10 protein-coding genes and 1 tRNA gene are annotated in these 12,962 nt (G+C 61.5%); 6 read left to right on the top strand and 5 right to left on the bottom strand.

The features are described from left to right. Positions 1-113: 113 nt before the first annotated feature. Complete coding sequence (locus tag D4Q52_RS02430) at positions 114-998, top strand: hypothetical protein (protein WP_234831042.1); 885 nt, start codon at positions 114-116, stop codon at positions 996-998. 330 nt (positions 999-1,328) lie between these two features. Here the strand turns inward: D4Q52_RS02430 and D4Q52_RS02425 are convergent, their stop codons facing one another. From D4Q52_RS02425 to D4Q52_RS02405, 4 genes are all read right to left on the bottom strand, one after another. Then, a complete protein-coding gene (locus D4Q52_RS02425) occupies positions 1,329-2,660 on the bottom strand; it encodes a glycosyltransferase family 2 protein (RefSeq protein ID WP_119854953.1) in 1,332 nt (443 codons plus the stop codon). Positions 2,661-2,757: 97 nt separating this feature from the next. Then, positions 2,758-3,207, bottom strand: a complete 450-nt coding sequence (locus D4Q52_RS02420) for a hypothetical protein (protein WP_119854952.1) — start codon at positions 3,205-3,207, stop codon at positions 2,758-2,760. Between the two features lie 56 nt (positions 3,208-3,263). After that, a complete protein-coding gene (locus D4Q52_RS02415; protein WP_119854951.1) occupies positions 3,264-7,172 on the bottom strand; it encodes a glycoside hydrolase family 99-like domain-containing protein in 3,909 nt (1,302 codons plus the stop codon). A 780-nt stretch (positions 7,173-7,952) separates the two neighbouring features. Continuing rightward, a tRNA-Pro gene (locus tag D4Q52_RS02405) sits at positions 7,953-8,029 on the bottom strand. A gap of 69 nt (positions 8,030-8,098) precedes the next feature. On the opposite strand from D4Q52_RS02405, the gene D4Q52_RS02400 reads away from it, so the two are divergent. Together D4Q52_RS02400 and D4Q52_RS02395 are read left to right on the top strand one after the other, a co-directional pair. Beyond that, on the top strand, positions 8,099-9,088 hold the full coding sequence (locus D4Q52_RS02400) for an L-threonylcarbamoyladenylate synthase (RefSeq protein ID WP_119854949.1): 990 nt from the start codon (positions 8,099-8,101) through the stop codon (positions 9,086-9,088). 29 nt (positions 9,089-9,117) lie between these two features. After that, positions 9,118-10,545: an FAD-binding oxidoreductase gene (locus D4Q52_RS02395; RefSeq protein ID WP_119854948.1), complete on the top strand. Its 1,428-nt coding sequence runs from the start codon at positions 9,118-9,120 to the stop codon at positions 10,543-10,545. 201 nt (positions 10,546-10,746) lie between these two features. Here D4Q52_RS02395 and D4Q52_RS02390 read toward each other — a convergent pair whose 3' ends face one another. Next, on the bottom strand, positions 10,747-11,514 hold the full coding sequence (locus D4Q52_RS02390; RefSeq protein WP_119854947.1) for an SOS response-associated peptidase: 768 nt from the start codon (positions 11,512-11,514) through the stop codon (positions 10,747-10,749). Positions 11,515-11,578: 64 nt separating this feature from the next. Between D4Q52_RS02390 and D4Q52_RS02385 the strand changes: the two genes are divergently transcribed. The 3 genes from D4Q52_RS02385 to D4Q52_RS02375 are packed head-to-tail and all read left to right on the top strand — an operon-like array spanning position 11,579 to position 12,951. Continuing rightward, positions 11,579-12,085 (top strand): hypothetical protein, encoded by a 507-nt coding sequence (locus D4Q52_RS02385; protein ID WP_425328447.1) that lies wholly within the window; start codon positions 11,579-11,581, stop codon positions 12,083-12,085. A 6-nt stretch (positions 12,086-12,091) separates the two neighbouring features. Beyond that, positions 12,092-12,514 carry an NUDIX hydrolase gene (locus D4Q52_RS02380; RefSeq protein ID WP_119854946.1) on the top strand — a complete coding sequence of 141 codons (423 nt, stop codon included), beginning with the start codon at positions 12,092-12,094 and terminating at the stop codon, positions 12,512-12,514. 59 nt (positions 12,515-12,573) lie between these two features. Then, positions 12,574-12,951, top strand: coding sequence for a TIGR02301 family protein (locus tag D4Q52_RS02375; protein WP_119854945.1), 378 nt, complete (start codon positions 12,574-12,576; stop codon positions 12,949-12,951). The last annotated feature ends 11 nt before the right edge of the window (positions 12,952-12,962 follow it).

Here is a 12,962-nt window from a genome sequence, read left to right as displayed (position 1 = left end):
CTGCCGTCGAACGGACGTTGAGTCCTCTTCAATACCGATGGCGGCTCCCATTCTTTGCGAAAGCGCCGCGCGACCCGACAGCCTCGATTACTCTCCCGCCAGCATCACAACAGTTGATCGATCTTGAGATCGAGCAAGCATCGTACGCTGGCCTGGATTACTGGGCATTCGTCGCCTACGGCAACGGCAATCCGATGTCGACGGCGCTGCACTACTATCTCTCAAGCAAGAAGAGCCACCTTGTAAAGTTCTGCTTCTTTACAGAGCTCGCACGATGGGGGAGCACTCACGAACCGCCTACCCTGGCTCGAGAGCACATCGAGCTTATGAAACGTCCCGAATACGTTCGGGTGAATGATGGTAGACCGCTCTACTTTCTAGGATTCATCGACAAGCGTCTATTGACGCAAAGATGGGGGGGGCCGCACGGGCTAATCGAGCGCCTCGACCAATTCCGTTCCGAAGCCGTCAAAGCCGGCGTCGGCAACCCTTACATAGTGCTGGCTGGACCATTCGACCAGGCGAATAGCTGGACATCCTTGGGAGGCGACGCGATCGGCGCGTACTCCTTGGGAGACGCGCGTGGAAGCGGTGACTACTCGTCGCTCAGGAGATCCGTGGAGGAACGCTGGCGCACGCTGAGCCGCAACAACTTGGCCTTCATACCAACCGTGATGGCAGGGCTCGACCGCCGACCTCGTGTGGAGCATCCAGTGCCGTGGGAGCCATCGCAAAAGCCCAACGCCGGAATGGATTACTATTATGGACAACCCAACAGCCTCGAACTCAGCGATCATATCAAACACGCAATCGAATTCGTGGCAAGCCAGCCCCCCCATCTGCGGGCACCCGCGATCCTTATTTATGCTTGGAATGAGAACGACGAAGGCGGCTGGCTAATCCCCACGCTTCCCTGCAACACGAAACATTTGGAAGACGCACGTCGAGCACTCAAGCCCGCTCCAGAATCGCCACCGCCAAGCTGCAGCTTACGCTAGAACAAACGCTAAGGCTCGACCGGCGCTGCAGACACGGCGAAGCACCGGAGGAGCGTTTTTGTGCTCGGGAGGCTCGACGAGGTTGTACGTTTCGAATGGCAAACGGCGGTGGAGCAGTTTGCCCGCCTACCGCGCCCGAACTGTCACCTGCGTTTTCCCCCTTAAGTTTTCCTCTCAGTTGGAGCTAAAGCCCGCCAGACGAAACCGGCCTAGCGAAGAGAGCAAGCCCTTCTAAGGGAAATCGTCGCGAACAGCAGGCTGGCAAAGTCGCAGAGTTGCCCGCTGACGTCACGAATTTTCACCTCATTCCGTTACGTTCAGCGCTCACAACTACGATTGATTGAACATCGAGCGCATCTTTTCGAAGAGAGCCCTTAGATCGAACTGGCGCTCGAGTTCCAGCAACTTGCCCTCTACGCTACGCTTAATGTTGGCAAGGTGCTCGGCGATTCCTGGAAGATCGAGCAGAGCATCGTACTCGTGCCGCATGGCTCTCAGCACCTCTCCGGGGACGACCTCGATTGCGGCCTTTCCAGCCCTCGCGTCCCAAGCAAAGAACTGCTCAAAATCGCGCTGTTTGCCCGCTACCCCCAGTGAAGGTAATCCTCTGAGCTTCTTTAGAGCAAACTCCTCGAACGACTTATTCCAGTAATGATTGACCTGCCCAATTCCGTAGACAGGATGCATGACCGAGATATCACCAATGGGCCGCAACTCGGAGTCCAACAATTCGCAGCCTGGCAGAAGTGTCGGATAGTGAACCGGCCGCATCGACACGATATCGCTAAGTCGCGACAGGCTTTTGCCATGATGATCGGTCCTGGTTTCGCTAAACCGCTCCAGAACAAACCGGTCTTCCATTTCGAAAGTAAGGCCACTTCCGAACCATCTCCAATTGAAGAAGACGGAAGAGACGGGCGCTCCCTGCCGTTCCTCGCTGATGCGCTTGAATACACCATCCAACGACAGAGGATTAGTATTCAACGGAAGAAAGAACTCATCAATATCCAAATATGACACCCACCTATAGTTTCGCAATTGGGGCAACAGATACAGAGAATGCTCATAGCATTTCTGCTGTGGTGACACTTTTGGTGAAACATCATTCTTGATGAGCGTAATCACCTGATTTCGCGCCAGGGTCTCGAGAAGTTCGAGCGATCCATCTGTGTTATCATTGGTGTAGATGAAGAACGCATCGAAACCGATGGAACGATGATATGCAATCCACTCCAGAATGCTGAGCCCCTCATCACGAGCCGTTGCGACTATCGCTCGCTTATCGGAGGCCTGCACCGCTTGGAGCGCGAGGTAATTTATAAGTTTGAGTGGGCTCCACTTGTCGATCGCCGAAATTAGGCAATCCTCCTGCTGCCCGCTTTCCAAGATGGCGGACGGCACGGCGGTGGCATTGGGCCGTTGAACGGCATTCTTAATTTCATTCAGGTGGGCCAGATACACGCGATCGAGTTCATCCCCCAAGCTTCCGTTCAATTCAGCTTCATTGAACAAAAAATTAAGGCTCGTTTCGACCACAGGCGACCTTGAGTTCCCTGGGAAGAATTTCTCAATGAACTCTTCAATATCCTCCCTTAGCAACTGCCGCCCGACCAAAGGATCGCGCTTTCGATCGTCCGAAAGCGCCACCAGCAATTCATACATATGATTTGTCGCCTTCCTCCAGACTCAGAACGACACAATACCAACTCGATCGCTCAAAAACTACTTTATGAAAACAGGCTGATATGGCACGCCGACATCAAGGTTCGGTTCCTTGGATCGCCGATTTCCACAATGCGGCGTCGCCTTCATACTCCGGACCTGGACTGCGCCCTTCTCCGCCCCCAACGGATTGAAAATGCGATTCCGCCGATTCAACTCGCCCATCGCTCACGGCACTCGCGACGTCGGAATACTTGTTCAGGTACCATTCAGAATCGACAACTGGCCCGCCTCCCTGCCGACCCTCAAAATATCCAAAGCCAACATAGTGCATATGCGCACTCTTGATCGCCCCTCTCTTCATCGCTCGAGCCACGTCTGGATTTTCTCTCAGATAGCGCGCCTCGTCAAAATCAGACTCAGCCAATGCAATTTGTAAGAGCAGCTTGAAAAAAGCCGCCGGTATCGTCACTTGCCCTTTCCCATCAAAAGCGGACTTGTCGATTTTCAACGCGATCATCAGAGATTCGGCAGAAGGTACGAACATTTGATCCACTCTCACTACTTCCGATCGGGATTCGCGATTGCAGTTGGCGGTGGATTTCAGACCGGCTGTTCTGCACCCACGTTTGAAGCACCAAGCAGCTGTGAAGCGATTTCGTGTAGATAGAGCGTCTGAGCATCGGCCTCTCGGCTCGAAGCTCCAAACAAATCGCGCGCGACCCGGTGCATGCTTTGGATCTCATCGAGATGCTTGTGGGCGTTGAGGGAGTGGGTGACGCTTGCGGCGTGTCTGCGATGCACATTCAAGGGATCGGCGACGTAAGCAATTCTCGCGCCGGGGGCAGAAAGGCATTCGAGGTAGATCCGCCAGTCACCTGCCATCCGCAGCCCCTTGAGATCTTCGCGGCAGGCGTCCAGCGCGCGTAGCAAGACCTCGCGCCGCCACAGCACGGAGGACACGTTCAGGATCGTGTTCTTCACCCCGAGAAAGCGTCTGACGAAGTCTCGCCCGTCGAACACCTCGGTTTTCGACAGAGCCCCGGGCTCCAGAGAGGCATAATAGGGTTTGTAGCTTTCATAGACGTGCTGCCCCTCGCCGTCGATCGACTTGGAATCGGTGAAGCCAAAGGCAATGCGGTCATCATTCTGCATCAGGGCGAGCAGGCTCGACAGGAAGCTCGGCTCCGACAGATCGTCCGCCTCGGCGATCCACAGAAATTCACCCTTGGCCATCTCGGCCGCCTTGGCCCACTGTGCGAATACCGAGCCGGAGTTGTGCTCATTGACGATGATGGTCAGATCGCGCTCCCGCTCCTCCGCCAGGCTGGAAACGACCGACACGCTGTCGTCGACCGAGCAGTCATCGAGCACGAGAATTTCCTCGACCGGGTGATTCTGGTCGAAGATCGTGTAGAGCCGCTCCGGCAGACAGTGCGCGTAGTTGTAGTTCGGCACCGCGACCGAGACGGACGGCAGCGCTGGCACCGCCAGACGGACGAGGTCGCGCACGTAGTCCGGGAAGAGAAACCTGCTCTCGACGAGACTCTCCATGCGCGCGCGCTCCGCCTCCGACGGCGGTCGCTGCAGCAAGCGCTGTATGGCCTTGGCCATCGCCGGCACGTCGCAATACGGCACCACCTCGCCGACGCGTTCCTCGATCAGAAGCCCCGGGATGCCGCCGGAGTCGGCGAAGGCGACGACCGGCACTCCAACACTGAGCGCTTCCAACGCGACGGTCGGGAATGGATCCTCCCGCGACGTCAGCGCATAGACGTCGGAGGCCGAATACAGTCCCTGCATGTCCGACCGGAAGCCGGCAAAATGGAAGCGGCCGCTCGCCTTGGCGCGTTGGATCTCGGGACCCAACCATTCGGCCAAGGAGGGATCGATGCCGCCGACCCAGCAGAAATGCACCTCGGGACTGTTCTGTCCGACGAGATTCCAAAGCTGAAGAAACATATCGATGCCCTTGCGCAGATCGGCATACCCGACCCCGAGCACCAATTTGTCCGATCGCGCCAGGCCGAACTCGCGGCGGATTGCGAGTGCTTCGTCCGGCGCCGCGAAGATCTGCTTGTAGCTGCCCTGCGGACGAATCACGAAGCGGTCGTCGTCCCGGCTGAGGTCGAGCGCCTCGGCCAGCTTGTCACGGACAAACCCGGAGGCAAAGACGACGCGGTCGGCAAGGCCGATCGCGATGCGTGCCTGATCCTCCAGCCGCTTCTCCCGCAGGATGCGTGGCAGCTCATGGACCAGCGAAACGGTGCGAAAGCCCATCTCCGCCAGGAGTTTCACCGCGCGGCCACAGGCGGTGGTGTTGACGACTGCGGCGAGGAAGCCCTTTTCCCGAAATTTCTGCAAGGCGGCCGGAAGCTCGCTCGGCTTGCTCAGCACCGTGAGCGGCGCAGAGGCCGCATACTGCGCCTCCATGGCCCCACCTTCCAGCAGAAGGTATTCGGTCTCGATGTTGAAAGCGCTGCGCAGCGTCCGCCCGATGTTGAGCAGAAGATGCTGCGCGCCGCTCGGGAAGGCGTCATGACCGACCAGCAGAACCTTGGGCTGGGACCGGTCCCGCGTCAGTCCCGCCGCCGCACGGCCCGTCGCATTCAGATAGGCCGAACCTAAATGCAGGTCCGGCTCGAGATAAGCGCCTTCGCACCACTCGTTCCAGGCGTTGACGCAAACGAAGGCTTCGCCGAAGAACGTGTGCCGCTGCGCCTCCTCGACCAGTTTCGAAAGCCAGGCCTCGTATTTCTGCGGCGTAGATCCCTGAATGACGAGACCCGTCCCCTGCCTGCGCGCGTCGTTATCCCAACTCGGCACGACGGTCTTGATCAGCGGAAATTTCGGACGCGGCTCTTCGAGAGAACATTTGACGACGTCATCGTAGCTGAAGATCTGGCCGGAAAAGGTGTCGTCCAACACCTTGACTTCATGATTGATCAGCGAAGTGGCCTTCGTGACCTTGTGCGGCGGAAACTCGATAGCGCCGTCGAGTCCCATCAGGCGCGGGTCGACGTCATCGAAGCTCTGCCCCATGACGATGATCGGATCTTCGCGAAACTTGTTCCGGAAGATCGATCGCCAACGCGCGATCACGCGCGCGGCATCCGGGATCAGCCGCGGACGATAGATCATCAGGAGCGGGCGGCCCTGGACGCGAATGTACCGAGGATCGGCGAAGTGGCGGCAGAAGTCACCGAGCAGGCGCTCGTCATCGTCGTCGACATAGTCCTGTGAAATCAGGACCTCGCTCTCCAGTCCGTCCCAGCGGCGCGTCCAGTTCTCATTCGCCCACATCAGGCAGAACGGCATGTCGATGTCGCGCGCTTTCAGAAACTGCTCCAACGGCTTTTCCATGAGCCGTTTTCCGTTGAACCAGTAATAGTAGTAGACGAACCCGTATACGCCCGAGGCCTTCGCGAGCTCGACCTGCCTGCGCATCGTTTGGATATCGAGAAGCGAATAGAAGCCGAGATCGCGAGGAACGCGAGGTTGGTAGTGATCCTTGAAGCGCGGCAAACCTCGGCTGATGTTGGTCCATTCGGTGAAGCCGGTCCCCCACCATTCGTCGTTCTCGGGAAAGGCGTGAAACTGCGTCAGGTAATAGGCCAGCACTTTCGCTCTGGTCTTCGTCGTCGGCGGCAGCGGCCGAAGTTCCTCGAACAGAGCACTCGGCTTGGTGAATCGCTTGATCTCGGCCGGGATGGTCGCCTCGTTCTCGGGTGGCGTCGGATAGACGCCTTCCTCGTGCCGGTGCTCGAGATAGTGCAGCAAGGGATTCTGATCGGTCTTACCTTTGAAGTAGCGTTGGATGTAGAACTGGGTATCGAAATCGGCGGAAGGGTTACGCCCCTCCTTGTAGCCATGGAAAATGAAGTGCTCGAATGGATCGACCTTCGCGGCCGCGATGTCCGGATAGCTGTCGAGATAGTATTGCGCGTCGAATTCCTGAATGGGGCTGAAGGGCCCCACACGATGCTTGATATAGTGGGCCAGCGGACTTTGACCGTCAGGGATGCCGTATTTGTCACGGTACCAACTCGGCTGGAAATATGGACCGGGCCGACGGCCCTCCCGTTCGCCGAACATCGCATAGTGCAGAAGAGGCTGAATTCCCGCCTCCTGCACATCAGGATAAGTCGTAACGTACCAAATCGGATCGAAGATCGAGTTTGGCTTGCGCCCCTCCTTGAAGCCATGGAGGTAGAAATGCTCGAAGGGATCCCCGTCCGACCACGACTCGTCGGAGTAGGTAGTTACGTAAAAATCTTGATCGAACAATCCGAGAGCGATCAGGTAGTTTCTGATGGTCGCCACATTGGCCGTAATGCCTTTGCTGGATCCGATCGTCCTGGCTACAGTATTCAGGCCGTCTTCAATGGCCGGCCCGTCGGCGACTACGGCGTCAGTCGAGCTTCTGGCATTCACCTTGCTGCCGAGTTTCTTCTTGGTTTTCGGTTTCTTCTGGCCCGCATCGGAAGCGAGCTTGGAGAGGAAGTCAGCCATCTTCACGCTCTTGTTTGTCGAACTGCATTGATGTCTCACAGGCCAGATCGTGAGGCACTCTCATCACGACGCGTCGTTCGAGCCGGCTTTGACTTTGCGCACAAGGCCGCCATTCGCCGCGAATTGCGGCGGCTCTGTGCCACCGGTTGATCCCGGTCGCTTCGCGCCCGCAGGTAGATCGAGCCGATATCGACGACTGAAGTGACATGATTGTGACGCGTGGCGATGGCAAGCATCTGCATCGCGAAGGCGTGGCGCCGCGCCGGCACGCTGCGCGACGCGATGACAAAGATGCCGAGTTTGTCGTACCTGTTAGCATGTGGATGCTCTCGCGAGCGCGCCGAGGAGGCGACCGGGCCGCATTTCGCCAGCGGCGAGCCTCTGCGGCGCGGCACGCTGGGGGACGACTGCGAGTGGCACTGCATCGTCCGCCCACACTTGAGCGTGATGGATAATCCGGCCCCCGACGTTTGCGTTTCCAGCTGGCTGTCCGCGCCCGTACTCACACGTCATGCCCAATTTCCATTCCCCGACTCGGCATGCAAAATGCAGACCATGCGCCGAGCAAGGATGTGAAACGCCCTGGGGTCAGAGAATTCGGGAGCAACATCCCGTGGCAGTTCAGTCCCCGTCGTACAACCGGCGGCCGCGAGCCGCTTGCTTGCGCCGCACCATAGCACCGCATATGGCGGTGGTCATCGACGGAATGGACGGCTGGACGGGGGGACCGCGGTCAACCGGGAAGGACCGCCGATCAAAAGAAAAAGCGTAATGAAATCTTGGTCGGAGTGGCAGGATTCGAACCTGCGACCCCTGCGTCCCGAACGCAGTGCTCTACCGGGCTGAGCCACACTCCGACAAGGTGGCCGGCTTATAGCGTCGACCTTCGCACTCCGCAAGCGCGCGAATTGGGTTATGAACGAAGGATGACCCTCGATTTGACAACCCAGACCCTCCCGGCAGGCGCCGAGGCGGCCGAACGGGCCGCCGACTGCCTGCGCCAGGGCGGTTTGATCGGATTTCCGACCGAAACGGTGTACGGCCTCGGCGCCGATGCGGCCAATGCAGCCGCGATCGCCCGGCTCTACGCCGCCAAGGCCCGTCCATCCTTCAATCCGTTGATCGCGCACATCGCCGATCTGGCTGCCGCGCGCCGGATCGCACGCTTCGACGCGACCGCCGAACGGCTGGCGGCGGCATTCTGGCCGGGCCCTCTGACACTGGTGCTGCCTAAGGCAGCCGGCTGCCCGGTGGCGGACCTTGCCACTGCCGGGCTCGAGACGGTGGCGATTCGGGTGCCGGCGCATCCGGTGGCGCTGGCGATCCTGCGGGCGTTCGGCGGCGCCGTGGTGGCGCCCTCGGCCAATCGCTCCGGGCACGTGTCTCCGACGATCGCGGCTCACGTCCGCGCGGATCTCGACGGCCGGATCGATCTGATCGTCGACGGCGGTCCCGTTACGGTCGGGGTCGAATCGACCATCGTCGGCTGCCTCGGCGCACCGGCGCTGCTGCGCCCCGGCGGGGTTCCACGGCAGGCGATCGAGCAGGTGCTCGGCCGGCCGCTGACCACACCGAGAGCCCCTGCCGGCCATGCCGCCGCCCCGCTGGCGCCGGGCATGCTGGCGTCGCATTATGCACCGCGGGCCATGGTGCGGCTCGCCGCCACCGCGGTGCAGCCGGGCGAGGCGCTTCTGGCATTCGGAGCGGACCTGCCGCCGGGTGCCGAGAGCGCCGTGGCTGTCCGCAATCTGTCGCCGGGCGGCGATCTCGCCGAGGCGGCGACGCATCTGTTCGGTTTCCTGCGCGCGCTCGACGGCTGCGGTGCGGCCGCGATCGCCGTGGTGCCGATCCCGAGCGACGGGCTCGGCGAAGCCATCAACGACCGCCTGCGCCGCGCCGCGGCGCCGCGCGGCTGAACTCGGACGACGAGCTGACAGGACGCCCCATGAATATCGCCGCCCCGATCTCCCCCGCGCTGTTGTCACCCGAACTGATCGCGCGCTTCACGGCGATCGTCGGCGCAAAACACGCGCTGACCGACCCGGCCGAACTCGAAGCCTACGTCACCGAAGAGCGCAATCTGTATCACGGCCATTCGCCGCTGGTGCTGCGTCCCGGCTCGACCGCGGAGATCGCCGCGATCTGCAAGCTGGCGCACGAGGCACGGGTTGCGCTGGTGCCGCAGGGCGGCAACACCGGGCTGGTCGGCGGCCAGACGCCACACAATGGCGAAGTGGTGATCTCGCTGAAGCGGATGGACGCGATCCGCGAGATCGACGTCGCGTCGAACACCATGACGGTCGAGGCCGGCGTCATTCTGCAGACCGCACAGGAGCGCGCCGCGAGCGTCGACCGGCTGTTCCCGCTGTCGCTCGGCGCGCAGGGCAGTTGCACGATCGGCGGCAACCTCTCGACCAATGCGGGCGGCACCGCAGCGCTCGCCTACGGGCTGGCGCGCGACATGGCGCTCGGGGTCGAGGTTGTGCTCGCCGACGGTCGCGTGCTGAATCTGCTGTCGAAACTGAAGAAGGACAACACCGGCTACGATCTGCGCGACCTGTTCATCGGCGCCGAGGGCACGCTCGGCATCATCACAGCGGCGACGCTGAAGCTGTTCCCCAAACCGCGCGCGGTCGAGACCGCCTTTGTCGGGCTGCAATCTCCCGAAGCAGCCCTGCAGCTTCTCGGCATCGCCCGCACTGAAGCCGCCGGCAGCCTGACCAGCTTCGAACTGATCGCCGAAATCGCTCTCGATTATTCTGTGCGCCACGCCCACAACCGCGATCCGTTGCAGGCGCGCTATCCGTGGTACGTGCTGATCGAGCTGTCCTCGATGCGTGACGATGCGCGCGGCGTACTGGAAGCGATCCTGGAACGCGGGCTCGAGGAAGGGATCGTCGACGACGCTGCGATCGCGGCATCGCTGCAGCAGCAGGAAGCGTTCTGGAAGCTGCGCGAGGAAATCTCGCCGGCGCAGAAGCCGGAAGGCGGCTCGATCAAACACGACGTCTCGGTGCCGGTTGCCGCGGTGCCGGCGTTCATCGCCGAGGCGAACGCCGCGGTGACCGACCTGATCCCCGGCATCCGGCCGGTGCCTTTCGGCCATCTCGGCGACGGCAATATCCACTACAATGTCAGCCAGCCGATCGGCGCCGACAAGGCGCAGTTTCTGGCGCGCTGGCACGAGGTCAACAACGTCGTGTTCGCCATCGTGCTGCGCCACGGCGGCTCGATCTCGGCCGAGCACGGCATCGGCGTGCTGAAGCGCGACGAACTCCCCGGCGTAAAAGATCCGACCGCGATGGAGCTGATGCGTTCGATCAAGGCCCTGCTCGATCCGCACGGCATCATGAACCCGGGCAAGGTGGTGTAGCGCGCTTGATCGATTAGTCGAAACGACGACGCTTCCTCAAGTGCGGAGTCGTCATCCTGAGGTGCGCGCGCAGCGCGCCTCGAAGGATGCGGCCAAGGTGCTCGCGGCTCATCCTTCGAGGCCCGCAGCGCCGCGCACAGCGCGGCACAGCGGGCACCTCAGGATGACGGCGGTGGCCCTATCAAATGCAAGGTCTGTCGTTCAAAACAACGAGCCCTGCCCGCTATCCTCTGCCGCTGCCTTCGTCCGCGCCGGACGTTTTGCGGGCGCGGCTTTGGGCGCCGGGGTGGCGGCGGCCTCTTCCTCCGAGATCGGCAGGATCAGTTGCGCGTTGTCGTTGGCGACGCGATTGACGGCGCTCGAAACCGGGTACCAGACGAATTGCCCCTCCGGTGGCGGGCGCAGCAAGGAGACGGCGCCGTCGACATTGGTCTCGTCGTTGTCCAGCCAGCGCGCATAGTCCTGCGGTGCGATGGTGACCGGCACGCGATCGTGCAGTTCGGTCATCGCGCCGGCCGCCGCGGTGGTGACGATCGCCAGCGTGTCGAGTTCCTCGCCGTTCGGCCCAACCCAGGTTTCCCACACGCCGGCGAAGCCGATCGGGCTGTCGTCCCGCGGACGAATGAAATACGGCTGCTTGCGCGAACCGACCGCCTTCCACTCGTAGTAGCCGTCGCTCGGCACCAGACAGCGCCGTCGCCGGATCGCGTTACGAAACGCCGGCTTCTCCAGCACGGTCTCGCCGCGGGCATTGATCACCAATGCGAAAGCCTTCGGATCCTTCACCCAGGACGGCAGAAAGCCCCAACGCATCAGCCGAAACCGGCGCACGTCGCCGTCGACGAGCACCACGGGAACCGGCTGGGTCGGCGCGATGTTGTAGCGCGCGGGGAAATTAGGCTGATCCTCATAGGCGAACGCCGCGCGGATGGCGGCAGGAGCCGAAGTAATGACAAAGCGTCCGCACATTGCGCATTTTTCCCAGGGGACCTCTTCAGAGCCTATTAACTCCGGTATCCGAACAATGCCATCGATGGCATCGATGCAAACCAGTCCCTCGCCGCGCCCCAGTTCCTCAGTCGGCGCAGATGCCGCAGCTCGCGCGGCGCAGCTGTCGGCTGCCAATATCAATCCGAAGACCGGCCTCGCCACCGACTATCTCAATCACTTCAACGAAGCCATCATGCTGCTCGAGATGATTCCGGACATGCCAGAGTGCTCGGAGGATTTCCTCGGTTGGCAGCCGCTGTCCTATGCGGAACACTTCAGGCTTTCGAAGTTCAGGGCGCGCGATCTCGCAATCGATGCCTACGAACATGCCGACCCCGGCATCCGCCAGGACTTCGACGAAGTGACCAACAACATGACCGCGATCCTTTCGGCAATCGGCGAAGCGATGCGCGGCGCCACGCAGGATACGACGCGAACCAAGCTGGCCGAACAAGCGGTCGGCTGGATCAAACCGCTGATCAGCCGCGCTGGCGGCATCATCAACGGCCAGGGCAGTGCCGCCGACGTCGACTTCATCATGTCGCACTGAACTCCCGTGACGTCCGCCCCGCCGCGTCATCCGCAACTCGCCGTCAGCGCCTCGATCTTTCGAGAGGACCGCGTGCTGCTGGTGCGCCGCGCGCGATCACCGGCAAGCGGCTTCTACTCACTGCCAGGCGGCCGAGTCGAATATGGCGAGCCGCTCGAGGCCGCGCTGCTCCGCGAGATTGCCGAAGAGACGGCGCTCACGGTCGAAATCGCCGGCCTCGCCGGCTGGCGCGAGGTGGTGCCGGGGCCGGCCAATGCCGGCCACTACGTCATCCTGTCGTTCGCCGCGCGCTGGATTGCGGGCGAACCGGTGGTCAACGACGAGCTCGACGACGCCGTCTGGGTCGCGCCGGAGGCCGTCGGCACATTCAAAGTCACCGAAGGCCTGCCGGCCATCGTCGCGGCCGCGTGGGCAGCGATCAAGGCCTGAGTCCCGCTCGCTTGCCGCTGCGGCGGAAACGGCCTATCAGGCCGCAACGGGATCCCCTCATGCTCAAGCGCCTGCTCGCCATTGCTCTGGTGGCCGCGACCTGCGGCCTCGCCCCGGCACGTGCCCAGGACGGCGCCGCGCCGTTCGATGCCGATCTGCAACGCTTCGCGGAAATCCTCGGGACCCTGCATTATCTCCGTGGAATCTGCGGCAGCAACGAAGGCGCCAAATGGCGCAACGAGATGCAGGCCCTGATCGATGCCGAAACACCCGCCGGCGAGCGCCGGACCCGGCTGATCGCCGGATTCAACCGCGGTTACAATGGGTTCCAGCAGACGTATCGAACCTGCACGCCCGCCGCGAAGGTGGCGATCCGACGCTATCTGGAAGAGGGCTCCAAGATTTCGCGGGACCTGACGGCCCGTTACGCCAATTGAGACACCCGGTG

The sequence above is a fragment of the Rhodopseudomonas palustris genome, assembly GCF_003591005.1.
Classification (GTDB): domain Bacteria; phylum Pseudomonadota; class Alphaproteobacteria; order Rhizobiales; family Xanthobacteraceae; genus Rhodopseudomonas; species Rhodopseudomonas palustris_K.
This window is presented reverse-complemented; position numbering and strand designations above follow the sequence as displayed.

What these genes read in the sequence shown, in the direction of transcription:
- D4Q52_RS02420 (WP_119854952.1), bottom strand. Translation starts at nt 3,207, where the DNA reads ATGTTCGTACCTTCTGCCGAATCTCTGATGATCGCGTTGAAAATCGAC.
- D4Q52_RS02385 (WP_425328447.1), top strand. Translation starts at nt 11,579, where the DNA reads ATGGCATCGATGCAAACCAGTCCCTCGCCGCGCCCCAGTTCCTCAGTC.
- D4Q52_RS02395 (WP_119854948.1), top strand. Translation starts at nt 9,118, where the DNA reads ATGAATATCGCCGCCCCGATCTCCCCCGCGCTGTTGTCACCCGAACTG.
- D4Q52_RS02415 (WP_119854951.1), bottom strand. Translation starts at nt 7,172, where the DNA reads ATGGCTGACTTCCTCTCCAAGCTCGCTTCCGATGCGGGCCAGAAGAAA.
- D4Q52_RS02425 (WP_119854953.1), bottom strand. Translation starts at nt 2,660, where the DNA reads ATGTATGAATTGCTGGTGGCGCTTTCGGACGATCGAAAGCGCGATCCT.
- D4Q52_RS02390 (WP_119854947.1), bottom strand. Translation starts at nt 11,514, where the DNA reads ATGTGCGGACGCTTTGTCATTACTTCGGCTCCTGCCGCCATCCGCGCG.
- D4Q52_RS02400 (WP_119854949.1), top strand. Translation starts at nt 8,099, where the DNA reads ATGACCCTCGATTTGACAACCCAGACCCTCCCGGCAGGCGCCGAGGCG.
- D4Q52_RS02375 (WP_119854945.1), top strand. Translation starts at nt 12,574, where the DNA reads ATGCTCAAGCGCCTGCTCGCCATTGCTCTGGTGGCCGCGACCTGCGGC.